At 61.3% G+C, this 23,486-nt stretch carries 25 protein-coding genes; 12 read left to right on the top strand and 13 right to left on the bottom strand.

Annotated elements, in window-relative coordinates; genetic code table 11:
- Positions 1–86: 86 nt before the first annotated feature.
- The 6 genes from HK107_RS01020 to HK107_RS00995 all read right to left on the bottom strand — a co-directional run bounded on the left by HK107_RS01020 (position 87) and on the right by HK107_RS00995 (position 7,608).
- Positions 87–2,153 carry a M48 family metalloprotease gene (locus HK107_RS01020; RefSeq protein ID WP_173195939.1) on the bottom strand — a complete coding sequence of 689 codons (2,067 nt, stop codon included), beginning with the start codon at positions 2,151–2,153 and terminating at the stop codon, positions 87–89.
- Positions 2,154–2,175: 22 nt separating this feature from the next.
- Complete coding sequence (locus HK107_RS01015; RefSeq protein ID WP_173195937.1) at positions 2,176–2,616, bottom strand: hypothetical protein; 441 nt, start codon at positions 2,614–2,616, stop codon at positions 2,176–2,178.
- Positions 2,616–3,989 carry a CHASE2 domain-containing protein gene (locus HK107_RS01010; RefSeq protein ID WP_173195935.1) on the bottom strand — a complete coding sequence of 458 codons (1,374 nt, stop codon included), beginning with the start codon at positions 3,987–3,989 and terminating at the stop codon, positions 2,616–2,618. The genes HK107_RS01015 and HK107_RS01010 overlap by 1 nt, the downstream gene beginning before the upstream one ends.
- 95 nt (positions 3,990–4,084) lie before the next feature.
- Positions 4,085–5,710, bottom strand: a complete 1,626-nt coding sequence (locus tag HK107_RS01005) for a SulP family inorganic anion transporter (protein ID WP_173195933.1) — start codon at positions 5,708–5,710, stop codon at positions 4,085–4,087.
- Positions 5,711–5,811: 101 nt separating this feature from the next.
- Complete coding sequence (locus HK107_RS01000) at positions 5,812–6,636, bottom strand: hypothetical protein (RefSeq protein WP_173195931.1); 825 nt, start codon at positions 6,634–6,636, stop codon at positions 5,812–5,814.
- A 162-nt stretch (positions 6,637–6,798) separates the two neighbouring features.
- Complete coding sequence (locus HK107_RS00995; protein WP_173195929.1) at positions 6,799–7,608, bottom strand: hypothetical protein; 810 nt, start codon at positions 7,606–7,608, stop codon at positions 6,799–6,801.
- Between the two features lie 146 nt (positions 7,609–7,754).
- Between HK107_RS00995 and HK107_RS00990 the strand changes: the two genes are divergently transcribed.
- Positions 7,755–8,192, top strand: coding sequence for a TIGR01244 family sulfur transferase (locus tag HK107_RS00990; RefSeq protein WP_173195927.1), 438 nt, complete (start codon positions 7,755–7,757; stop codon positions 8,190–8,192).
- Positions 8,193–8,265: 73 nt separating this feature from the next.
- Here the strand turns inward: HK107_RS00990 and HK107_RS00985 are convergent, their stop codons facing one another.
- Positions 8,266–10,752: a penicillin-binding protein 1A gene (locus tag HK107_RS00985; RefSeq protein WP_408636654.1), complete on the bottom strand. Its 2,487-nt coding sequence runs from the start codon at positions 10,750–10,752 to the stop codon at positions 8,266–8,268.
- Between the two features lie 314 nt (positions 10,753–11,066).
- Between HK107_RS00985 and HK107_RS00980 the strand changes: the two genes are divergently transcribed.
- The 3 genes from HK107_RS00980 to HK107_RS00970 all read left to right on the top strand — a co-directional run bounded on the left by HK107_RS00980 (position 11,067) and on the right by HK107_RS00970 (position 13,669).
- Positions 11,067–12,554 (top strand): phosphomannomutase/phosphoglucomutase, encoded by a 1,488-nt coding sequence (locus HK107_RS00980; protein WP_173195923.1) that lies wholly within the window; start codon positions 11,067–11,069, stop codon positions 12,552–12,554.
- Positions 12,555–12,767: 213 nt separating this feature from the next.
- On the top strand, positions 12,768–13,130 hold the full coding sequence (locus HK107_RS00975) for a hypothetical protein (RefSeq protein WP_173195921.1): 363 nt from the start codon (positions 12,768–12,770) through the stop codon (positions 13,128–13,130).
- Between the two features lie 272 nt (positions 13,131–13,402).
- Complete coding sequence (locus HK107_RS00970; protein WP_173195919.1) at positions 13,403–13,669, top strand: hypothetical protein; 267 nt, start codon at positions 13,403–13,405, stop codon at positions 13,667–13,669.
- 181 nt (positions 13,670–13,850) lie between these two features.
- On the opposite strand, the gene HK107_RS00965 is transcribed toward HK107_RS00970, so the two are convergent.
- From HK107_RS00965 to HK107_RS00950, 4 genes are read right to left on the bottom strand one after another with little or no spacing between them, the layout of a single operon-like run.
- Positions 13,851–14,072: a hypothetical protein gene (locus tag HK107_RS00965; protein ID WP_173195917.1), complete on the bottom strand. Its 222-nt coding sequence runs from the start codon at positions 14,070–14,072 to the stop codon at positions 13,851–13,853.
- Between the two features lie 28 nt (positions 14,073–14,100).
- On the bottom strand, positions 14,101–14,484 hold the full coding sequence (locus tag HK107_RS00960; protein ID WP_173195915.1) for a YbjQ family protein: 384 nt from the start codon (positions 14,482–14,484) through the stop codon (positions 14,101–14,103).
- A gap of 5 nt (positions 14,485–14,489) precedes the next feature.
- A complete protein-coding gene (locus HK107_RS00955; protein ID WP_173195913.1) occupies positions 14,490–14,699 on the bottom strand; it encodes a hypothetical protein in 210 nt (69 codons plus the stop codon).
- A 25-nt stretch (positions 14,700–14,724) separates the two neighbouring features.
- On the bottom strand, positions 14,725–15,138 hold the full coding sequence (locus HK107_RS00950; RefSeq protein ID WP_173195911.1) for a hypothetical protein: 414 nt from the start codon (positions 15,136–15,138) through the stop codon (positions 14,725–14,727).
- 226 nt (positions 15,139–15,364) lie between these two features.
- Here HK107_RS00950 and HK107_RS00945 point away from each other — a divergent pair, with 226 nt between their 5' ends.
- The 4 genes from HK107_RS00945 (at position 15,365) to HK107_RS00930 (ending at position 18,170) form a co-directional block, all read left to right on the top strand.
- Positions 15,365–15,922: a hypothetical protein gene (locus tag HK107_RS00945; RefSeq protein WP_173195909.1), complete on the top strand. Its 558-nt coding sequence runs from the start codon at positions 15,365–15,367 to the stop codon at positions 15,920–15,922.
- Between the two features lie 48 nt (positions 15,923–15,970).
- On the top strand, positions 15,971–16,525 hold the full coding sequence (locus HK107_RS00940) for a DsbE family thiol:disulfide interchange protein (RefSeq protein ID WP_173195907.1): 555 nt from the start codon (positions 15,971–15,973) through the stop codon (positions 16,523–16,525).
- 15 nt (positions 16,526–16,540) lie between these two features.
- The gene (locus tag HK107_RS00935) at positions 16,541–17,923 is read left to right on the top strand and encodes an NAD(P)-binding protein (protein WP_173195905.1); all 1,383 of its coding nucleotides are present in this window, start codon (positions 16,541–16,543) and stop codon (positions 17,921–17,923) included.
- Between the two features lie 82 nt (positions 17,924–18,005).
- On the top strand, positions 18,006–18,170 hold the full coding sequence (locus tag HK107_RS00930; protein WP_173195903.1) for a hypothetical protein: 165 nt from the start codon (positions 18,006–18,008) through the stop codon (positions 18,168–18,170).
- On the opposite strand, the gene HK107_RS00925 is transcribed toward HK107_RS00930, so the two are convergent.
- Positions 18,171–18,671 carry a hypothetical protein gene (locus HK107_RS00925; protein ID WP_173195901.1) on the bottom strand — a complete coding sequence of 167 codons (501 nt, stop codon included), beginning with the start codon at positions 18,669–18,671 and terminating at the stop codon, positions 18,171–18,173.
- Between the two features lie 117 nt (positions 18,672–18,788).
- On the opposite strand from HK107_RS00925, the gene HK107_RS00920 reads away from it, so the two are divergent.
- Positions 18,789–19,397 (top strand): hypothetical protein, encoded by a 609-nt coding sequence (locus HK107_RS00920; RefSeq protein WP_173195899.1) that lies wholly within the window; start codon positions 18,789–18,791, stop codon positions 19,395–19,397.
- A 120-nt stretch (positions 19,398–19,517) separates the two neighbouring features.
- Here the strand turns inward: HK107_RS00920 and aspS are convergent, their stop codons facing one another.
- Positions 19,518–21,353 (bottom strand): aspartate--tRNA ligase, encoded by a 1,836-nt coding sequence (gene aspS, locus HK107_RS00915; RefSeq protein ID WP_173195897.1) that lies wholly within the window; start codon positions 21,351–21,353, stop codon positions 19,518–19,520.
- A gap of 104 nt (positions 21,354–21,457) precedes the next feature.
- Here aspS and HK107_RS00910 point away from each other — a divergent pair, with 104 nt between their 5' ends.
- From HK107_RS00910 to sciP, 3 genes are all read left to right on the top strand, one after another.
- Positions 21,458–21,712 carry a hypothetical protein gene (locus HK107_RS00910; protein WP_173195895.1) on the top strand — a complete coding sequence of 85 codons (255 nt, stop codon included), beginning with the start codon at positions 21,458–21,460 and terminating at the stop codon, positions 21,710–21,712.
- A gap of 214 nt (positions 21,713–21,926) precedes the next feature.
- A complete protein-coding gene (locus HK107_RS00905; RefSeq protein WP_173195893.1) occupies positions 21,927–22,664 on the top strand; it encodes a hypothetical protein in 738 nt (245 codons plus the stop codon).
- Positions 22,665–23,007: 343 nt separating this feature from the next.
- Complete coding sequence (gene sciP, locus HK107_RS00900) at positions 23,008–23,277, top strand: CtrA inhibitor SciP (RefSeq protein WP_408636653.1); 270 nt, start codon at positions 23,008–23,010, stop codon at positions 23,275–23,277.
- The last annotated feature ends 209 nt before the right edge of the window (positions 23,278–23,486 follow it).

Genomic DNA, 23,486 nt, shown 5'->3' with positions numbered 1-23,486 from the left:
CGGAGACATTCCCGAAGAGCTCGCTGACCAACGCGATCGGGCAAGGCCTGAGCCTCGCCCGATCCTCTTTTGCGCGCGTGAAGGTCTTAGTTCGACAGCGCGATCACTTCGTCCGTCAGGAAAGCCTGCCCATCCGTCGAAGGCAGTGAGAGCGGTATGGCCGCAGCATCGTTCGCGTCGATCGAAAGCTCGATCGGCGCATAGTCTTCGATGCGGAAGGGGACGCCGCCTCGAGGGTTGCGATTGAACCTCTTCTCGGCGAGCGAGACTTCCTCCACCTCAGGCAGGACGATGTGGCTCCTAATGATCCGTTTAAGGAGCTCTGCATTCTCGGGGCGGAGCAGGTCATCGGCATCTGTTCCGGTGAATCGGCTCAGTGCCGCGTCCGTCGGAATGTAGAAGGTATAATCCTGACCGTCCGGAAGGAGATCACGGAATTCTGGCCTGCCCAGCGCGGTTTGAACGACGTTGAAGGACAGCGATGCAACAAGCTGCTTGCGGTTCTCGTAAGAAGCGCCGTCGGTTTCGTCGACCTGAACCTTGGTCTCTTCTTTCGGAGGTTCCACAGCGGCTGCCTCGCAGGCTGCAATGAGGCTATTACGGAGTTTGCGGTCTTCGATGGTCCGGCATTCCGCCAGCCGCGTCTCAACCGCTTCTTCGTTGCCGAGCTTGAAGTTTGCGAGGATGAGCGAGGGTAGCAAAGTCTCCGGCTGCGGGTTCACCCCCTCCTGGAGCTGAGCAGCTTCAAGGGCGTTCTCCCAGTCACTGCGAAACTTGTAGTATTCGAAGGCCTCCACCAGCTGAATCAGCGACGCCTTTGTCTGTCGGCCCGAAATCAGAATGTGGCGCGCAGCGTTCTCGGTATCGCATGCCCGATCGGCACGGAAATACTGATAGCGAAGCGGTGCGAAGCCGTCATTGTCGCCCCTCACGTAGCGGGCCGCGAGCCTCTGGGCAGCGTTGCACTGGTTTCTGTCCACCAGAGCTTCAACCTCCTCGGCCTCCGCAACCCGGACGACCTCGCCATCCGGTGAGATCGAAGCCGCGAAGGAAATCGGCCTATCCCTGTCATCAAGGATGGGCGTCATGGGAGGTGTGTCGGGGACATCGCGCAGCTTTTCATCGTAGTACTGTTCGACGAGCTCCCGGCGTTCGGTGACCCGTTTGAGGGACGTTTCGAGGAAATTGATGTCCTTCTTGCTTGGCAGAACGCCCGTATGAAAGGCCTCGCATTCCGGAGAGCGTTCCTCGAGCTCGCCCTTCACTGCGGCAAGGGCGTCACCCAGCAACAGCGAGCCGATATTCTTCCGCTCACCACATTCCGCGGTGTAGAGTTCGAAGTCCCTCTCATAGGCCTTGTTCGCGTCTTTGAGCCCCTGCTCCGTCGATTCAATCATCAGATCGATGTAATTCATCGCACCCTGTGGTGAATTGTAGAGATCGGAGTTCAGCATGAGCTCAAGCGCAAGCTGGTCAGCCTCAATCTCCTGGGCGCGGCGGCGGCGCTCATAGACGAGATTGGTCACGGCTGCGACGCCGATCACCGCAAGCTGCAGCTTGTCAATCCGACCATTTTCCGTAATCGGAATATAGGCCTGCTGATCTCCCGGGTTGCGGCCCTGGGTGATCATGGTCGCCGCCAGACCCGTCGAGATCCTGTTTTTGAGTTCGTCGCTTCGGTAGTGATCCATGAGGACGTGCGACATCTCGTGAGCAATCACGAAGTTCACTTCGTCATAGTAGCGCGGAATCTTCGTGACCCCGCTCTGGAAGATGATCATCCCCGTATTGAGAGCCTGCGCGTCGAGGCTCTTGTCACCGGACGAGAATTTAATGGGTCCTTGCGGAACGTCGCCCTGAAGCTCCGGGAGAAGGTCTGCATACCTGCTCAGCACCGCCGCCTCGAGCTTCGGGTCGTTGAGAGGCGTCCAGCCTTTGCTGAACATCGTCAGCGCATACTGATAACCATCGGGTCCAACGCCGACGGAGCGTGCCGTCTGCTCGTCTCTCGACTGTCGCTTCTTAAAGACTTCATAATCGGGCTCATCCGATTGGAGCGCCACGAGACGACGCTCTTCCGGAAGCTCCCCAACGCTGGCGCATGACGCTAGTAGAGCGGCGGTGGCGGTTGCAAGTGCAAGTTTCTTCAGCATACGTTCGTCCTCTTCCCTAAACCTAACAGGCACCCATGCCGCGCGTGGTGCCGCTCGTTCCGTTGTTCCTCGATCGAGCCACTGAGAGCGCGTCAATGCAGCCACCCGGAGGAACCTCGATGCCCATCTTCTCATCGAGCGCTTCCTCGTCCGTGGAGATGACCTCATCACGCTCGACGATCACAACCCCGGCTTTCGCTGTCATGATCCCGATCAGCCCATTCTCTGGAAAAAACGAAACGAGGAACATCTCGTCTGTCTCCCCGAGGCTTCTGACCTTGACGCCGTCAAGGTCCTTTACGCGACTTCCCGGCCTTTTCTCCGTAGGCTTGTGATAGAGAAGGATCGTCTTCTCCTTGAAGCTCTTCACACCGATGGGTTCACCATCACTGCTAGCTTCTCCGCCTGCTGACGAAAGAAACGCTACCGCGATTACAGAGGCGATGAGTTTCAAGATTCGCATCACGATTTATCCTCCAATTGGTAAGACCAGGGCCATATCATCGCGAGGCCCGCAACGAAGACGCCTCCCCAGTTGTAGGGCGTCCATCGCATGACGACAAAGGTGAGCCCGACGGTCGCCGCCAGAATGAAGATGAGGCTCAATGTCATCCGTACACGCAGGAATATGCTGGCAGCCAAACCTCTGGACTGATCCGCGGGACGGGTCGCAACGAACATTTGCCACGCAATGAGCGCGAGAACGCCTGCTTCGAAGAGCGTGTCGAGGGAGACTGCCCAGTCATCAACAAGGGGGAGCTGCAGGTCGGGCGCGGGCCTCACGAACCTGTCCTGCCAAACAAGCAGATTGTCCAGCGCCATGGCGTGCAGATAGACCCCTGGGAGCGTTCCGTGCACGGGAGAGCGAATGTCGTCGGGAATGCCCGATATGCTCGCCCCCACGAGGACGTAACGATCCGTGAAATACTGCCGCTGGAGAAACGACCGTATACGGCTGTTATCACTAAGGACGTTTCCTGGCGAAAGGCGCGCGTGGTAGGCGCATGGCTGCTGAGCCTGAACCGTCTCTCTTGCCCCGCGATCGAGAACGATACTCTTGGCGACGAGTTCAGCGCTCCGGCCGAGTCGGCCCGCGAGCGTTTCGGTATCGTAGTCTGCACAGTCAGGGTTCGAGACCGGCGGCGCCGAGCCCCACATGATGGTCATCTCCGGGTGGGCAGCTATCGCGCGCTCCATGGCAAGCGAGACGGTTTCTGTCGCTGCCGCCTGAAAGAGCGCTTGAGCTGCCACAGGCTCATCCGTCACGCCCTCGCCGGGCACGCCGAGAAACGTCATGTTCTCGGCGCTCCCCGTCCAGTCTGCCGAGGCTGTGCGGACGGGGTTGGGACAGGCGGCGAGCGACCGCGGCAAGCCGCGCTGACGGCTTTCGATCAGGCTTGCGAAGAACAGCGGAACGCCCTGCTGCTCAAGGTTGGCGATCACCTCGCACAGGTGGTCGACGGGATCATCAATCGTTGGCGCGCGATCGAGGAAGATGTCGAAGAAGACGGCCCGTGGCCGCTGGCCCTCCTGCCCGCCAATCACCTCGATGAGGGTCGCGTAGTCATCGAACTTCGCCGGCCAACCGCCGGGCGGGCTGTCCGGTGACAGCGGCAGGTCCTGGTCGGTAATTTCCACGACAAGGACCTGGTCCTGCGCATCATCGGGATAGAGCGGCGCAAAAAGTCTCTGCACCACGGCGAGTGATACCTGGCTGGAAGCTGTATCGAGACCGAACGCATCGATCAGCGAAACGAGAAGCAGCGCGAGAGGGCCGACCGCAAGCCGCGCGAACGTCGAAGCTCCGCCCGGAGCCGTATGCGTTTCGCTCCCCATCAGCCCTTCTGCCCTCCCAAAGCCCTCAGACTTCGGTAAGGGTTGCAAAGCCTTTAGATTAAGGCAAGACCTTAAGTCCTGCCTCGATCATTATCCTAGTGCCCTGTGTCGGTCCGACCAATGCGGATGCCGTAGTCGGTGGCGATGCCGTATTGGGGGTCGTCCTCGGCGGGTTCGATGAGCTGGCCTGCGGTGGTCAGGAGGCGCTGGCAGTCAGGGGAGAGGTGCCTGAGCTTCAGGTCCTTGCCCTCGGCATTGTACTTGAACGCGAGGGCGTCGATCGCTGCGAGGCCTGAGTGGTCAGCCACCCTTGCGCGGGCGAAGTCGATGGTGACGTTCTTGGGGTCGCCCTTAGGGTCAAAGAGGTCCGAGAAGCTGGTCGTCGAGCCGAAGAAGAGCGGGCCTTCGACCTCATAGGTCTTGCCGTTCTCGTCCTCGGTAACGTTGGCCACGGACATCTTGGTCGCCTGTTTCCATGCAAAGACCAGCGCTGAGACGATGACGCCGACGAGAACTGCGACGGCAAGGTCTTCCAGCACCGTCACGACCGTGACGATCAGGATCACCAGCGCGTCCGACTTAGGCACCCGGGCGAGGATCTGCAGCGATTTCCACGCGAAGGTGCCGAGCACCACCATGAACATCACGCCGACCAGCGCCGCCAGCGGGATTGCCTCGATCGGGCCTGACGCGAAGACGATGAAGACGAGGAGGAACAACGCCGCCATCGTGCCGGAGAGGCGTGTGCGGCCGCCGGACTTCACGTTGATCATCGACTGGCCGATCATGGCGCAGCCGCCCATTCCGCCGAAGAAGCCGGTAACGAGGTTCGCCGCCCCTTGCGCCGCGCATTCCTGCGAAGCGCCGCCCTTCTCGCCCTTGATCTCGCCGACGAGGTTCAGGGTCAGGAGGCTCTCGATCAGGCCAATGGCCGCGAGAATGACCGCATAGGGAAGGATGATGCCGAGGGTCTCAAGGCCGAACGGCACCTGAGGGATGTGGAACATCGGCAGGCCGCCCTCGATCGAGGCGAGGTCGCCCACCCGCGGCACGTCAATGCCGAAGCCGATCACGATGGCGGCGACGATACCGATGCCCGCGAGCGGCGCCGGAATGATCTTTGTGACCTTAGGCATGCCCCAGATGATCAGCATGGTGAGCGCCACGAGGCCGAGGGTCCAGACGAGCTGCGTCCCCTGCATCCACGCATGGCCGCCATCTTCGGTCGGCACACGGAACTGTTCGAGCTGGGCAAGACCGATGACGATGGCGAGGCCGTTCACGAAGCCCAGCATCACCGGATAAGGCACCATACGGATGAACTTGCCCCACCGCAGCGCGCCTGCCGTCAGCTGAATCAGCCCCATCAGGACGACCGTCGCGAAGAGATACTCGACGCCATGGGTATGGACGAGCTCGACCATGACCACGGCCAGCGCGCCCGTCGCGCCGGAGATCATGCCCGGACGGCCACCAATCAGCGCCGTGATGAGGCCCACGATGAATGCTGCATAAAGGCCGACGAGCGGGTGCACCCCCGCCACAAACGCAAACGCCACAGCCTCGGGCACCAGCGCCAGCGCCACGGTCAAACCAGCCAGCGTCTCCGTCTTCAGGACCGTAGGCGTCAGCGCGCCAATGTCATCAGCCGTGGTCTTCGCAAAGCTGCGAACAGCCGAAAAACCCTCGGAAAAGAGGGTGGCAGTGGTGTTGGAAGTCATGACGGGCCCCGGGCGTACAAACGTGCAAGAGCGCCGCGCCTATAGGATTTTGTGCACCGCAGCAAGAGGAGCGGCCTCGCCCTTCCAAGGTGTCATGGGGCCTAGCGGTTCAATACCTGACAGGGAGTCTGACCCTGATCACGAAGATACTCGAACCCCGCGCGGCTTTCGTCGTTCAGGGTCATGTCCTCGAAAAACCCGTCCCACCCGCGATGGTTCAGCCAGGCGCACATGTCGCTCCATTCCTGTCGCGCCACCCAGCCCTGCCCGGTATCGTGGACGCACACGCCAAAACCTTGGGGTCCGACTTTAACGCCGTCCTCGAGGCAACGCTCCGCTTCGTCGTTGGGGTCGAGAGAAGCTCTGACTAGGAACACACTCGCGATTGGAGTGCCGGGCTCAGTTGCGCGGCGGCTTCGACCTGCGAGATACCGCCACCACTCGGGTATGCTCTGACCGCACATGGCGTAGAGGCTCGCGACAATCGCGCCGTCTCTGGGATCGTGGCTGATTTCCCATGGTCGGTAGGCGTTTCGGGAGAGAGTGATGGCCTCCATCTCCCGGTCGAGGGTCTCAAGCGTGCTGTCGGACAGGAGACTTCGAACCCTTACGGGCTCTTCATCGCTATCTTCGGGCTGGACCCATCCCAAATCGAGCTGAAACTCTCCTTTACGATCGACATACCCGCTGACGCCGGGCAGCTGCTCCTCGCGTTGGATGACCTTCGCGACGGCAGTCATGTGAGGTTCGATCGCACTGAAGTTCTTCTCGAAACGCGCGATGCATTGCTGAGGTGTCTTGCCATCGCCGAGGAGACGAACATCGAGCGATGTGTTGTGGAAGCCGGGCGTCGTAAGAAAGATTGCCCCGATGGCCGCCCCAAGCAGCATCAGCAGCACTGCTGCTACTGTCGTCAACGCCTTCATCATCGTCCCCCTTTCCCGGCTAGTATCGAGCTTATCCGAAGCCCGCTGACCTAGCACGCTCAAACGGCTCATAACCTGAGATCATCCGATGCTTCCCCGTCGCGCGCACGCTTCAAAAGGCGAGCGATGAGGAAGGGCTTTGCCCTCCTTGCGGCCATGGGATCAGAACGGAATGACCCCGCACGGCGTTCGCCCCTCGTCGCGCGCTTGCTCCCACTCTCGCCGGGTTTCAGGGTCGAGGTAGGTTTCTCGCAAGTGCCGTTCCCAGCCACCCAGGTTCATCCGGCTGCACCAATCAGCCCACTCTTGACGTACGATCCATCCTCCGCCGAGGTCAGAGACGCAGGTCCCGAAGAATTCTTCGTTGAGAGTGGGCGGGGCCTCACCACAGCGCTCACGAGGGTCATCGCTGCCAAGGTTGCCACGCTCGAAGAGAGTAGTCGCAGTTGGCTGCACGGAACCGAGAGGACGAGCGGCTCGCCCGCCATAGAGCAGAGACAACACGAAGTCCCACCACTGCAGAGATGTCAGACCGCACGTGGCCATCGTAACGCCAGTTAACTCACCCCCATCGGATCGTCGGTTGAAGCTGAATGGCCGGATCGCCACGCCAGATCTCTCGAGCGCTAGCAAGGGGCGGAGAAATTTCGCTTTCAGCTGAGTATTCGAGCTATCTTCGGGTGCGTTCTGATCGACGAAAACATCTTCTTCGGTCTCCCCTCCTCCGAAGATCCCCGCTGAAACGAGGGAAGGATTGTCCTCAAAGATCTCCGCGACTTCGTTCATTTCCGGCCGGATCGCCTCGAAGTTCTTCCGAACACGGTCGACGCACTGGAGCGGGGTTTCTCCAAAGCCCAACAGTCGGACATCGAGTGTCGTCTGATGAGCGCCTCGCGTCAGGAAAAGCAGGCTGCCCACGAAGGCAAGGCAGGCCAGAAATACGATCAAAAACAGTATCGCCAAAGCCTTCATCACTGACCCCTTACCCCTGAAAAATCGACCTTATCCAAGATCCCCTCACCCACCACCCGCAATCGGCTAAAAAGCTGCCGACCAGGGCAACGGTTCCCTTGCTCCTTCCCTTCACACTCCTCCGGAAAGCGTGAGGAGAGCGGGCCATGCTGTTCGGGCCTTTTGTCTATGACGAGAAGATCGTGCTCGCGGGGCCTCTGGTTCGCAAGGACGTGGATATCCTGAAGGCTGAGGGCTTTGACCTGATCGTCAGCAACCGCCCCGATGGCGAGGCGGAGAAGCAGCCGACGGCAGAACGTATGCGCGGCGTGATCGAAGCAGCCGGGATGCGCTTCGTCCATATCCCCTTCAAAGGATCGAAGATGAGCGTGGCCGATGTCGAGACCTATGCGACAGCCGTTGCTCCGGCGCGGAAGGTGCTCGCCATGTGTGCCACCGGAACGCGCTGCGCGATGATCAGCACAGCAGCGGACGTTCGTGCGGGGATGCCGCTGGAGGAAGCGATCGCAAAAGCCAAGGGCGCGGGGTTCGACCTCTCCGCCATGGATGGCTTCATCGGCAGCTTCGCGAAGAAGGCCGCTTAGGCGCCCTACCCCTCCAACGAAAAAGGCCGCCCTCTCGGAGCCGCCTTTTCTTTGTCCCGTGTTCCAGAGCCGATCAGTAGATCACGCCGAGGTCGGAGTCGATTTCTTCGTCCGTGTCCGGCGACTGCTGGTTGCCGTCGCCGCGGAAGCGGTTCGAGCGACCATAGATGTCGTCTTCGGCCTTGAACGCCTCAAGGATGGTGTTCGGATCACCTGCCGTGGCCGGGCGGCCAGTGCGCGCGTTGACCCTGACGAGGCGGATGCCTGACGGTGCACGGAACGGCACCACGTCTTCGGTGACGAGAGCGTCTTTCATGAACCGGCCGAAAATAGGTGCGGCCACGTTACCGCCGCCTTCGCCATTGCCCAGCGTCGCAGGAAGGTCATAGCCGACGAACACCCCGACAGCGAGGTCAGGCGAGAAGCCGACGAACCATGCGTCGCGATAGTCGTTGGTCGTGCCCGTCTTGCCAGCGATCGGCGGCAGCGGCTCATCGAGATAGAGCTCGCGGATCTTCGTACCCGTCCCGCGCTCGATGACGCCCTCCATGATCGAAACCATCTGGAACGCCGTTCGGGGGTCGATCACCTGGGAACGGTCATCGGGCAGGTCAGGCTCAGGCTGCTCGTCCCAGCCCTCGACGTTGCAGCCGAAGCAGGCGCGGTCGTCGATGGCGTAGATCGTCTCGCCCTGACGGTCCTGGATCCGGTCAATGATCGTCGGCTTGATCTGCTTACCGCCGTTCACGAACTGGGCGTAGGCAGCGGTCAGGCGGACCAGCGTGGTCTCACCCGCACCAAGCGAAATGGAGAGGTTACGAGGCAGCTTGTCCGAGACGCCCATGCGCTCGGCATACTCGATGATCCGGCCGATCCCGAGGTCCTGCGCAAGGCGGGCGGTCATCGTGTTCCGCGATTTCTCGATACCGAGGCGGAGCGTGGAGTCGCCGTAGAAGCGATCCTGCACATAGTTGCCCGGCTTGTACCAAGTGCCATCGAGGCCCGGCGCCACGAACGGTGCGTCGAGGACGATCGAGCTCGGCGTGTAGCCGCTGTCGAGGGCGGCGGCGTAGATGAAGGGCTTGAAGGTCGAGCCCGGCTGGCGCCACGCCTGGGTCGCGCGGTTGAACTCGGACATGCCGAAGCTGAACCCGCCGACCATCGCGAGGATACGGCCTGTGTGCGGATCCATGGCCAGCATGCCGCCATTGGCTGCCGGGATCTGACGCAGCGCATAGGACGTGTCGCCCTCGATGGGCTCGGCGAGGATCACATCACCGATCGCAAGGACGTCCGTGACGCTTTCAACGTCCGGGCCGAGTTCGTTCATCTGGATGAACTGCTTCGCCCAGCTGAGGTTCGGGAGAGTGATCGAGCCGCGGGTGCCATCGAGGAAGCCGATCTCCGCCACGGCGGCGGTCGTCTCCAGCACCACGGCGAGCCGCCAAGGCGTCAGGTCGCGCGCAACGGAGCGGTCAGCAAGCAGCGCCTTCTGGGCCTGCTCAAGGCTGAGGGTCCAGAGGAACTGCGACTCCTCACCTTCGCGCTCGACCTCGGTCCGCGCCGTCAGGTCATCGGGCAGCGCAAGGGTCGTGAGCGGACCGCGCCAGCCGTGGCGCATGTCGTACTCGGTCAGGCCTTCGCGGAACGCTCGCTGGGCCTTCTCCTGCATCACCGGGTCGATAGTTGTGCGAACCGAAAGGCCACCATCATAAAGCGCGTCCGAACCGTAACGGCCGGAGATGTCCCGGCGGACTTCCTCAGCGAAATACTCAAGAGCGGCCGACCTAGCGCCGAGAGGCGGCAGCAGTTCAGCGCCGAGAGGCTGGGCCCGGAAGTACTCGAGGTCCTCGTCCGTGAGGTACCCGTTCTCCCACATCTGGCCCAGGATCCAGTTCCTGCGTTCGACCGCTCGGCTCTCATTGTAAACCGGATGGTAGTTCGCAGGCGCCTTGGCAAGGGTCGCCAGATAGGCCGCTTCATGGGGTTCGATCTCGCTGAGCGGCTTGTCGAAATAGGCAAGCGCTGCGGCGGCCACGCCGTAGCTGCGGTTCCCGAGATAGATCTCGTTCAGGTAGAGCTCGAGGATGTGGTCTTTCGTGAAGGCCTTCTCCATCCGCCGGGCAATGATGGCTTCCTTCACCTTCCGTTCGATCCGCTGGTCCGAGGTCAGGAGGAAGTTCTTCGCCACCTGCTGCGTGATGGTCGAGGCGCCCTGCAGCGGCGCGCCTTCGCGCATGGCCTTGAAGCTGTTCCAGGCCGCGCGGGGGATGCCCATCCAGTAGATGCCGGAGTGCTCGTAGAAGGTCTTGTCTTCGGCGGAGATGAAGGCCTGCTTCACCGTGTCGGGGATCGATTCCGCGGGCACGAAGAGACGGCGCTCCCGCGCAAACTCGGCCACCAGCGTGCCATCGCCAGCGTGGATGCGGGTCGTGACCTTGGGCTGGTAGCTCTCAAGCGTCGTGTAATCGGGCAGCTCGGGCTCGAGGCTGCGCATGTAGATGAACGCGCCGACCACGGCGATGACCATGCCGACAAAGCCGACAATGCCGAGGCCCATGACGATCCGGCCGAAGAGCACCAGGCCGCCAAGGGCACCGCCGCGCTTTTTCTTGCGGGGCTCGTCGTCCCAGTGATCACCCCTCAAGGGATGGTTCTCATCGCCGAAGCGAAAGCTGTCGCTGTTGTTGTTCTTAGCGTTCATCAGTCCCAACGAATCGCACGTCCGCCCACACTTCCCATGCCGTTACCACAGCACGATCAAGGGCGCGACCTCTCACAAACCGTAGAGAGCTGAACTTTCCCGACAGTAAGGCTTGGCAAGGAAAATGGGTTCACTACTGTCCGCGCGAAACCTGATGGGGAATTTCAACCATGCTTCCGAAGCCCAGTGCCGACCTCAAAGAGAACACGCTCGAGTACGAGGTCCAGCCGAAGGTGAAGCCCACCGGCTTCCGTGAGTACGATGCGCGCTGGGTCTTCGGCGAGGAGATCAACGTCCTCGGCATTCAGGCACTGGGCCTTGGCCTTGGCACACTGATCCATGAGCTGGGCAAGCGGCCCGAAATCGTCGTCGGCCACGACTTCCGGGGCTATTCGGCAGGCATCAAGCAGGCCCTGACGGTCGGGCTTATGTCAGCGGGCATCAAGGTCCATGACATCGGCCTCGCCCTCTCCCCGGTCGCCTATTTCGCTCAGTTCGAGCTCGACGTGCCCTGCGTGGCGATGGTCACCGCCAGCCACAACGAAAACGGCTGGACCGGCGTGAAGATGGGCGTCGAAGCCCCCCTCACCTTCGGCCCTGACGAGATGGGACGCCTGAAGGAGATCGTGCTGAACGGTGAAGGCAAGAACCGTGACGGCGGCGGCTATCAGTTCCACACCGACCTGCGCGAGCGCTACATCAGGGACCTGACCGACGGGGTCGAGATCAAGCGTCCGATGAAGGTCATCGCGGCCTGCGGCAACGGCACGGCGGGTGCCTATGCTCCAGAAGCGCTCAAGCGCCTCGGCGTCGAGGTCATCCCGATGGATGCCGAGCTCGACCACACCTTCCCGAAATACAATCCGAACCCTGAAGACATGGAGATGCTCCATGCCATGCAGGCAGCCGTGAAAGAGCACGGCGCGGACTTCGCTCTCGGCTTTGATGGCGATGGCGACCGCTGCGGCGTCGTCGACAATACCGGCGACGAGATTTTCGCGGACAAGATCGGCGTGATGCTGGCCCGCGACCTCTCGGCCCAGATCCCGAACGCGAAATTCGTGGTCGACGTGAAATCCACCGGCCTCTTCAAGACCGACCCGGTTCTGAATGAGCAAGGGGCGGAAACCGTCTACTGGAAGACCGGCCACTCCTACATCAAGCGCAAGACGACTGAGCTCGATGCCGTGGCGGGCTTTGAGAAGTCGGGCCACTTCTTCTTCCGTGAGCCCTACGGTCGCGGCTACGATGACGGCCTCGTCGCCGCCATCGCCATCCTCAAGATGATGGAGCGCAACCCGGAGAAGCAACTCTCCGACCTCAAGGAAGCGCTGCCCAAGACCTACCAATCGCCGACCATGTCGCCGAAATGCTCGGACGAAGAGAAGTACAACGTCATCGATCGGATCGTCAGCAAGCTGAAAGACAAGACCGAGATGATCGGACAGAAAGTCGTCGACGTGAACACAGTCAACGGCGTCCGCATCACGGTCGAGGACGGCACCTGGGGCCTCATCCGCGCCTCCTCGAACAAGCCAGAGCTGGTGGTCGTGGTGGAGAGCCCTGCGACGGAAGAAGCACGGAACAAGATGTTCGGTGAGCTGAAGGAAGTCCTGGCAACCGAGCCCGAGGTTGGCGCGTTTAATCAGGAACTTTAAAGCTTCTAGGCCGATTGGCATTCTACAGCCAATCGGCTACGATCTTCGTACGCAGAAGCCGTCCTCGAAGTCGGCAATCCTTCCGTGAAAATCAGAGTGATCCGAGACGACCTTCCGCGAGGTTTGTCCCTTCATGACGTCGGCGGCCTCTACGGCTGGGGCGCCAAAGACCATGCCGAGACCTACCCTGGCCGATGTGCAATCGGAACTGAATTGACAGTCTATGCCTTGTGGTCCTTGAACGGACATCTGCGGTTTTGGGTGCGGGAAGCGTTGCGTCTGGCGGTGCGCCCTCTGCCGGGCTTTTTTGCAGAGATCATCGACCCGCGGCCGTCGAGCCTCTGGACTATCCGACATGATGTCAGTCACGGCTTCGACACAAGGACGCTGGCGCGGCATTGCGCTCGGTTTTCAATGGCGATCCGGGAGTGGGACGAGCTCTGGGACAACCCTTGGAGACCCATGAGTTTTGTCGAAGCCTATGCAGAAGGCGAGAAAAGCGCTGTGGCGTTTTTCGAGGAGAAAGCTACCTTTATGGATCACGAGTTCGACGATGATCCGTGGCTGTCTGCGTGACCATCGCTTCATGAACTGCAACCTCCGGGTGATAGTTCATCGGTAAACGGAGCTTGCTAAGCCTAAGGCTTGGCGGGGCTTGCCGGTAAAACCCCACAAGCTAGACGTGCATGGCCTTCTCCTAAAGATTGATTGTTCTCGATCAGCGGCTTAGGCTTACAGGCTTGCAACTTACCGTGTGCGGAACAGAGGCGTAACGACAGCCGCGAACCTGACACCCGGGTTCGTCTAGGGCGTCGCCCCACCCTTTGGGGCGGCACATGGAGGTCACTATGACACTCACGACCCTGATGATCGCAGCCGTTTCCGGCTCTCTGTCTATGCAGAGTGCTGACAGATTGGCTACGATCGACGCCATACTCGCCACGGTGCAAGAGCCGGACGAGTGTACCTGCAACATCGCTCTTCTCAACGAGACCGAGGATCCAGCGAACTGCAACTACGCCTACACATGCACCAATGAGGCTGCAGGAGAGATGGTTTCTTCCTGCGACTTCGAGATCGCTCAAGCGGACATCACCAAGGCGATTTGCAAGTAAGCCCACAACAGACTACCCCGCGGACGCGCGGGGTTTTTCCGGTTGGTCTGTGAGCTGAGGGGCAGCTCCCGTCTTCCTGGTCTTGATCCAGGATCCATCGAGAGAATTCGCGCGCCGAAGGCGCTCGTATCTGCCGGTCGCTGGTGCGACCGATGGGTCCTGAATCGAGTCCAAGATGACGCTAGCTTCTCAGGATGCGCCAGAGGATCAGTGCGCCTGCGCCGCTGGCTAGGGTCAGTAGCCCGCCCACTTTCAATGTCTTGAACTTCGCACTGGCCATCACCGCCTGCAGCGACACCCCGCTCTCCTGCACCACGGGCACAAGCACCCCGAGCGTCATGACGAGCGCTGTCACCGCGAGGAGGGCGAGGCCGAGGCAGAGGACTGTCAGAACGCTGCGCATCGTGCGCCCCCTGCTCCAGCCCGGCCTGCTACCGCCGCCGCACCATGTCGTCGTCCGACATACGGGCACCAGCACGTGCGTCCATGTCGCGATAGCTCTCACCAAGCTTCACCGCGGTGCCGTAGCAAAGGATCTCCGCCGCACCCTGGGTGATCATCGACGTGGTGATCTGCATGCCGATGATGCCGTCGGCGCCCATGGACTCAGCGTTCTTGATCATCCGGTCCATGGCCTGCTCACGGGCTTCGGCCATGAGTTTCGTGTACTCATTGACCTCACCGCCGATCAGGTTCCTGAAGCCTGCCACGATGTCGTTGCCGACGTGGCGTGCACGGATGACATTGCCTCTCGCAACGCCCAGCACCTGCGTGACCTCGCGGCCAATATTGAACTCCGCCGTCGCAATCAGCATGCCCCTTACTCCTTCACATTGCGGCTGTAGTGCTCGCCTTCCTTGTCATTCAGGCGCTGCACGACCGTGGCGCCCAGAATGATCCCGATGAAGGCGAAGATGCCGAGCCCGATGGCTCCGTAGGGCCAGAGCGCGATCATCCCCGTGACCAGAACTCCGACATAGAGGGCGGCAGCGACCAGCACTGCCCCCAGCATGATGTTCCCAAGAGACATGGCTGCCTCCCCTCTTCCGTGTGCGTTAGATAACTTCCGGCCGCTGGCTGCGCCGGATCATGAGAATGACGAGAGCAATCAGAAGGAATGGGCCAAGCACAATGCCGGTGACGATAAAGAGGCTGCCCGCAACGCCAATGAAAGCGAGAGCAATCGCAAGAAGAGCTGCGCCTAAACCGATCAGGATCCCAACAACACCGCCGATCAGTCCGACGATAAGCCCGAGAATACCGAGAATGACGCCGCCAACGACTTCCCAAGGCTGGAGGTCATCGATTGTTTCGCCGTTGATCATGATGTTGGCGTCGGCACCGAAGTGGTAGACTGCGAAGGTCCCGCCGACCACGGCAAGGATCATCAGGAAAAGCAGCGCCTTCCAGAGGCCGCCTCCGCCCCTGCGTTCGGTTTCCATTGCGCCTACGGTGTCCAGTTCTTCCATCTTGTTCGCCCTCCTCCTTGGCTAACAATGCTGTAAGCATCACGTTATTCGATAAAAGAACGAAGGGTTGTGTTTACAAGGGCGTCCGCTGCTTCCGGGCGATGTTTTTTCGCTGGACGGCCACCTTCTGCTGAAAGTTGCAGATAAGGCTAGCCACAACCTCCGATCACGGATACGTGAGTTGTGCGATCGCATTCAGCACAACCTTTGGAAGGATGCCCCTCAAATGACTGCTTCTCTCGCCTCACGCGCCCTTGCGGCGCTGGGTGCCATGCTGGCCCTTTGCCTGGCTTCAGGCGCCTTCGCCGCGATCGCTACCACCGGTCCGACCGTCTTCTTCAGCGACGCCACCTTCGTTTCGACCAACGGTTTCCCGCGCACGGTCAACGGGACTTCTGATGCACCGGGCATCTCTATGGAAGTCGCCCTGAACGGCAGCTTCTTCGAAAGCCTCGTGACTTCCGACGCTGCTGGGACCGTCTCGTTCGCGAGCTTTGAGCTTCTCAATCCCGCCGGCTTGACGCTCCTCGCCTCCTCGACGGTGACAGCAGTCGATGGCGAGACCGTACTCTTCAACGACCTCACAGGGCTTGAAACGGCGCGCTTCCCTTTTGGCGTCGTCCTCGCGCTCACAGACCTCCAGGTGCGCAGCTTTGACCTCTTCACCACGACCTTCGACGCGCAGTTCACCCTCGCTGCAGCTGAGCAAGTGCCCCTGCCCGCCTTCGGTCTCGCGGTCCCACTCCTTCTCGCCGGCTTTGCGGCGAGCAGGAAGCGAGGCTGAGGCGGCTCGCCCCTTCCGCTTCCCTCGCGGAAGGGGCATATCGCTCTCATGAAAAAGCAGATCCTCATCCTGCCCGCGATCATGTTTGCCGTGGTCGCGGTCTTTGCCTTCAGAGCTCTCGACAAGAGCGGTCAGCCTGCGCCTTCGGCGCTGATGAACCTACCGGCTCCGTCGATCGAGCTTGAGCCGATCCCGCGCTTCGCAGGGCCGTTCGATACGGGCGTGCCAATGGGTGAAGTGACGCTCGTCAATGTCTTCGGCAGCTGGTGCGTCTTTTGCCTCTACGAGCACCCGCTCCTGCTTCAGAAGAAGGAGCAGGGTCTGACGATCCTCGGGATTGCGTGGAACGAGCCGCCGGAAGCGTCAGCCCAATGGCTGGAGCGTCACGGCAACCCTTACACCATGGTGGGAGCCGACCAGCGCGGCTTTGCCATCGCCGAGTTCGGCGTCACCGGTGCGCCAGAGACTTTCGTCCTCGACAAGAACGGTGTCATTCGCTTCCGTTACCAGGGACCAATAACCGAGAAGGATTGGCGGCGCGACTTCGCTCCGCTGATCGCAAGGCTCGAAAAGGAAGAGGCGGCACCGGCAGCCGCCCGCTGAGGGAAGGCTGAGGGCATGGAAACCGACTATCTCGTGATCGGTGCAGGGACGACAGGTCTCTGCTTCACGGACGAACTGCTCCGCCAGAACCCCGAAGCCACCGTCACGATCGTCGACAGGCGAGCCCAGCCTGGCGGGCACTGGGTCGACGCCTATCCTTTCGTCGAACTTCATCAGCCTTCATCCTTTTACGGACTACCGACCCGGAAGCTTGGCGATGGGAAGTTCGCCACCACGGGCGCCAACAAGGGGCTCGAAACCCTCGCCACGGGGACAGAGATCCTCCACCATTTCGAGCGCCACATGGCGGAGGAATTCCTCACCTCTGGCCGCGTGACGTTCCTGCCCCTCCACGAAGTCACCGAAGAAGGGCGCATCCGCAGCCTTCTGAGCGGCGAGGAGCGTGAGGTCGACGTGCGGCGCAAGACGGTCAACGCCGCCTATCACCAGAACTCCGTGCCGAGAACGCACCGCAGGGCCTATAGCGTAGCGCCCGAACTCGTCTGCATACCGCCAAACGAGCTTCCAGCGCGCGCGCCAGAACATCGGCAGTTCACGGTCATCGGCGCAGGCAAGACCGGCATCGACGCGGTCCTCTACCTCCTCCGCATGGGCGCGAAGCCTGCGCAGATCACATGGATCATGCCCCGTGACAGCTGGCTCTGGGATCGAGAGACGACCCAAAACAACCAGGCCTTCTTCGGGAAGACCATGGGCGGCTTCGCAGGACAGCTCGAAGCGGCGGCGGCGGCGAAAACCCCTCAAGACTTCGCCTTGATGATGGAGGAGAAGGGCATCTGGTTCCGCGTCTATGACGACGTCACGCCGTCCATGTTCCACGCAGCCACCTGCTCCCGTGAGGAGCGGCGTATCCTGCGTGAGGTGACGAATATCGTCCGCATGGGACGCGTCCGCGAGATCACGCCGGGCAAGATCAAGCTCGACGGCGGTGAGGCCCAGGTGCCCGAGCACTCGCTCTTCATCGACTGCACGGCCTCAGCTATCGACAAGAAGCCGACCCGGCCGATCTTCGAAGATGACCTGATTACCTGCCAGATCCTGCGCTTCCCTTCGATCAGCCTGTCAGCGGCAATCCTTGGCTGGCTGGAAGTCCACGGCGGAAGCACGGCGGAGAAGAACCGGTTCGCCTCCCCCTGTCCCCTCCCCGATACGGTGGAGGACTATATGACGACGCTCCTCGTGGGCCTCATCAACCAGGGGCAGTGGCGGCAGTTCCCCGAGCTTGACGCCTACCTCACGGCCTCGCGCCTCGACATGGGCTCGTCCCTCATCGCCGGCGGGGACAACAAAGCGCCGGAGCGCGCCGAGATCCTGATGCGGGTGCAGTCCTCCGTGATGCCCGCCTTCGCGAACCTCCAGCGCCTCGCATCAGCCTGAAACGGAGCTTTGCGCCAAGCGCACGAAACCGATCCCGTGGGCCCTCCGAAAGAGAGGACATCGCACCCACGGGAGAGACACCATGCGCGAAGAACTCGAAGAACTCTGCGTCCTTATCAACGATCCCACGAGCCTCCTCGGAGCGGTCTACGCCAACGATCCCGAGATGCAGCGCCAGGCCCAGCGCTTCCTCTGCCAGGAAGGCCTCGAGCCGACGCTCTGCGACGAAGCGCGGACGATCAACTGATCAGTTCTTGAGAAGCTTCACCAGCTTCGCAGGCCGCATCCGACCCTTGGCTTCGTCCTTGCCGAGGCGCTCGCAGCCCTCAGGATCGCGGGTGTCGTGGATGTTCGTGATCCGCCACCCGGCCTCGCCCTTCACCAGCGTGAAGGCATCGATCCCGCAGTGGAGCGGCGCGCCCTCATACTCGAGGTAGTAAGGCACCCAGACCGTCGCGAGGCCAGCGGGCGAGATCTGCACCTTGGCGTCCCAATAGACCTCGTTGATCTTCTTCTCCTGGCCCTCAAGGCCAGCGAGGAAACCCTCCCGGGTGCCGCGCACCTCCTCGAACTTCGCCCGCCCCGGCCGCTTGCGCAGGGTGTAGAGCTGCAGCTCGTCATCCATCATCGCCCCAAGCGCCTCGGTATCGGCCTGGTAGAGCGCGATGAAGAAGTCATCGATCCGGTCGAGGACTTCGTCTTCAGGTGCGGCAGTGGTCATTGCGATCGCGGCGAGAAGGCTGAGCATGATGCGGAGCCTAGCACGGTTCCTTTCTCCACGAACCTAGGTCAGCAGCCCCGAAATCACTTCACACAGACAGGGGCTTATGCTCACCTTTCCACTGGGCAGATTAGGGTGTGGGTCATGGTCAGGGTTCTGGCATTCATCGGTACGTTCGCGATTGGCTTCTTCGTTGTCACGGCGCTGAAGATTGGTTTGTTCGCTTTCACGGCGGTCAATCAGGAAGAGGAAGGCGCGAAGTACGCTCGCTATGTTCTCGAGACCTATGGCGAAAGCTGGGACCCCGGTTTCATCAGGGCTGAGGCGGGCCGCGAGCTGGCCATGCAGAACGCTGACTTCGAGAGCATCGCCGTCGCGTTCACCCAGGCCTTCGGCACCATCGAGACCGTCGATACGTTTGAGTGTCCTGCGTGGCAGCAACTGCAGGAAGGCCCGCGAATGGTCTTCGTCCTCGCCTGTCGTGCCTCGGCGCGCTCAACCAAAGGTCAGCTCGATGTCGAGGTTCACGTGATCAAGCGCGACGAGTGGAAGACGAATGTCATCTGGGTGCATGGCATCGTTCCGCGCACGGAGGACCCCTTCAGGCAGTCCGTCAGTGCCGGCATTACACTCGCTTCCGCAAAGCTCGGGGAGCCGACGGTTCCGTGCGATGCCGGCGTTCAGGTTGGTCTCAATGGTCTGACGGTTTCACGGGGCTGCATGCAGAAAAGCGAAAGCCATTCGGTTCGCTAGAGGTCGGGCGCTTCAGTCCGCCTCTCCATCGTCGTCATCCTGGACTTGATCCAGGATCCATCGAACAAAAAAGAGCCAGCCCGAAGGCTGGCTCCATCCATCCCAAAAAGCAGCGAGAGCTTACTCGCCCTTCGCTTCCACGATCGGCTTCACCACACGGATGTGGACGTCCTTGAGCTGCTCATCCGAAGGCTCGGAAGGCGCACCGAGGAGCAGGTCTTCGGCATTCTGGGTCAGCGGGAACATCGTCACTTCGCGGATGTTCTCCTGATCAGCCAGCAGCATCACGATCCGGTCGACGCCGTAGGCGATGCCGCCGTGGGGCGGTGCGCCGAACTTGAAGGCGTTCAGCATGCCACCGAACTCCTTCTCGACGACGTCGGCGCCGTAGCCTGCTTTTTCGAAGGCCTTGTACATGATCTCCGGCTTATGGTTCCGGATCGCACCCGATGCGAACTCGTAGCCGTTGCAGACGAGGTCGTACTGGTTCGCCTTGAGAGCGAGGATCTGCTCGGCCGTTTCGGCTTTCTCGAGAGCGGCGAGCTCGCCCTGCGGCATCGAGAACGGGTTGTGGCCGAAGTCGACCTTCTTCCGCTCCTCGTCCCACTCATACATCGGGAAGTCGACGATCCAGCAGAAGGCGAACCGGTCCTCTTCAAAGAGCGGCGAGCCGTCATGCATGGTCTTGCCCTGCTCGTGCAGCTGCTTGGCGACCTCGACCCGGGCAGCGCCGGCGATCTTCTCGAACTCTTCGACCTTGCCGGCGAGGAAGAAGGCCGCGTCACCAGCCTGAAGGCCGAGCTGGTCGCGGATTGCGTGGGTGCGCTCAGGACCGATGTTCTTGGCGAGCGGGCCCTTGCCGTCGCCATCGTCGAACATGATGTAGCCCATGCCCGGCAGGCCAGCCTTCTGGGCCCACGAATTCATCCGGTCACAGAATGCACGGCTTCCGCCTTGCGGAGCGGGGATGGCGCGGATCTGCTTCTCCGGATCGGCGGCGATCTGCGCGAAGATCTTGAAGCCTGAATCGACGAAGTGCTCGGTGACGACCTGCATCTCCAGCGGGATGCGGAGGTCAGGCTTGTCCGAGCCATACTTCAGCATCGAGTCCGCGTACGGAATTTTCGGCCAGTCCGCGTAGGCGTCAACTTTCCTGTCGCCCGCGAAGAGGTTGAAAGCGTTCTCGACCACGGGGCCGGTCGTGTCCCAGACCTCGTGCTGCTCGACGAAGCTCATTTCGATGTCGAGCTGGTAGAACTCACCCGCCGAACGGTCAGCACGCGCATCTTCGTCACGGAAGCAAGGCGCGATCTGGAAGTAGCGGTCAAAACCCGAGACCATGATCAGCTGCTTGAAGATCTGCGGCGCCTGGGGCAGCGCGAAGAACTTGCCCGGGTGGAGGCGCGACGGAACGAGGAAGTCGCGCGCGCCTTCGGGCGAGGAAGCGGTCAGGATCGGCGTCTGATACTCCGTGAACCCCGCATCTTCCATGCCGCGGCGGAGCGCCTTAACGACGTCGGAGCGTAGGACGATGTTCTTGTGCATCGTCTCCCGGCGCAGGTCGAGATAGCGGTGCTTCATCCGAATGTCTTCGGGGTAGTCCGGCTCCTGGAAGACGGGAAGAGGCAGATCGCCAGCGGCGGACAGGACCTTGAAGTCGGTGATCCGCACTTCGATCTCGCCGGTGGCGAGGTCGTTGTTCACTTGGTCCTCGGCCCGCGCCACGACCACGCCGTCGATCTGGATGCAGCTCTCGGCGCGTACGGCGTCGACCTCTGCGAACTGGCCGAACTCCGGCTCGCAGAGGATCTGCGTCAGGCCGTAATGGTCGCGGAGGTCGATGAAAAGGATGCCGCCATGGTCGCGCTTCCGGTGAACCCATCCGGCCAGCCGGACTTCCGAGCCGACATCGGATGCGCGCAACGCGCCGCAGTGGTGGGACCTATAGGGATGCATGTCTGTCGTCCTGATGAGAAATCCTGGAAAGGCCCGCAATGAAGGGACCGCGCGGGAGCGTCAAGCGCTGGACGGAGACGCGCGTGCTCCCCTAGGATTTTTCCATGTTAGCGAGCTTCATCCTCCTCCTGACCAGCGCCCTGGCGCAGCCTGCCCCGGTGCCGAGCGCGCCGGACGCCGAGAGCGAGCCCTTTTTCCGCGAGTGCATGGCCCTCAGGCTCGAAGAAGGAGACATCGCCCGCATCGTCGCTGCCTCTGAGGAGCTTCCTTCCACGACGTGGCAGCTCATGATGATGAGGACGCCCTGCGTCTTCGTGGGCGGGGTCGAGTTGGACGGGCAGCGCCTCGGCTATTCCTAATTTCCCCTCGGGCTTCCTCATCCTCACCGGCGGAGACGCGCCGCGCTACTACCAATGCACCGAGTGCCCGGTGTTCCGCGACTGGGTGGTGAGCAACCTCGACTGAGCCCTTGCCGCTGCAGATGGTGAAGAAAGTCTGACCGGATTTCCTCAAACCTCACGCTTCTGTGAGTAGAGGGGCGCTGTGCCTCCTTGGTCCAAGAAGGGGGATCCAATGAAACGTAAACTCTGCGCAGCTGCTGCCGCGTTCCTTGTGAATGCCGTCGCCTCGGCTGCGGTGACCACATACACCGACCAGGCGACGTTCGATGCCGACGCAGCCGCCATCATGCTCACGACCGTCGACTTCGATAACCTCGCCGTGGGAACCGATGTGACCGGCGATGATCTTGGCGGTGTCCTGATCGTCAGCCCCAGTGGCAACTCGCTCGACGTCGTTTTGGGTTCGAGCACCTTTACCCCGCCGCAGATGCCCGGTGGCCTGAACTCCATGCCAGCCACATCAGGCACCCAGATCCTGTCCCCGGGGGGCTCGGCCCTCGTCCCGGGTCCTGACCCCCGGCAGATCGATACCATCGAGCTCCTGTTCTCGACCGCGGTGAGCGCCGTGTCGTTCGACATCCTCTACCAGTCGGTCGATGGCGCTCTCTTCTCGCGCGCCACGGCGTATGACAGCACCGGGGCTGAGGTCGGGCGGATCACACCCATCGGTTTTGAGCCCATGAGCGCTGGCGGCTCTCGCTTCGCAGGCTTCCTGTCCGACAACCCGATGACCAACATCGCCCGGGTCGTGATCGACGACTTCGACAACAATGCGTCCTTCCCGGACAGCAATATCGGTCTCGACACGCTGCGCTTTACTGACCTCGGGATGGACAATCCGATCCCGATCCCAGCCGCTGGTCTTCTGTTCCTTCCTGTTCTCGCATTCCTGCGCAGGCGGAGGGGCTGAAGTCTCACGCATAACCGATGGTGTGTGGGAGGGGGTCTCTTCGGAGGCCCCTTTTCTCATGGAAGAGGCTCTTTCAGTCTCTTCACGGATTTGACTCATCCCTTAACGCCGCGCGTTCAGGCTTTGCTCATGCCTGCGCCGTGACGGGACAGAATTGGACCGACTGTTCCTTCCCGGAACAGGCAGCAGTCCGAAAAAGCCATATTTTCTGCGGGTTTCCACGCATCTTCACCTCGGCCCTTAGGCCATTCTTAGAAGGCGTTATGTATTCTCACCCTCGATCCTGACCAAAATTGTCCGCCGTGGGGGTGGTCTTTCGTGGGGAAAGAAAATGGAAGCAATGATGCAACGGAGGCAGCAGCGCGAGCCTTATGTCATCGGTCCTGATGGAACACCGCTGACGCTCGCTGACCTTCCCTCTCCGAATACAAAGCGCTGGGTGATCCGCAGGAAGGCCGAAGTTGTCTCGGCCGTCCGTGGTGGCCTTTTGAGCTTTGATGCGGCGTGCGAACGCTACCGCATCACCGAAGAGGAATTCCTCTCCTGGGAAAAAGCCATCGATAAGCATGGCATGCAGGGACTGCGCGCGACACGGGTCCAGCAGTACCGATAATTCGACTGAACTTTTAGCGTTCCGCGGTGCACCATTCTGTTCCGCCGCGGCACGCGCTGTGCAAGATAACCTGTGTTAAGGGACGGGGGCGTCCTTTCGAGACGCAGGGTAATCGATGCACAGCACTTTAAGGCTTGGCTATGAACCGTTAGGTAGCGCTGCAGGGCACTTCTCCGAGAGGCGTCCTGAGCACCGATACAAGCGGGAGG

Origin of the sequence: Parvularcula mediterranea (genome assembly GCF_013085255.1) — a bacterium.
Classification (GTDB): Bacteria; Pseudomonadota; Alphaproteobacteria; order Caulobacterales; family Parvularculaceae; genus Parvularcula; species Parvularcula mediterranea.
This window is presented reverse-complemented; position numbering and strand designations above follow the sequence as displayed.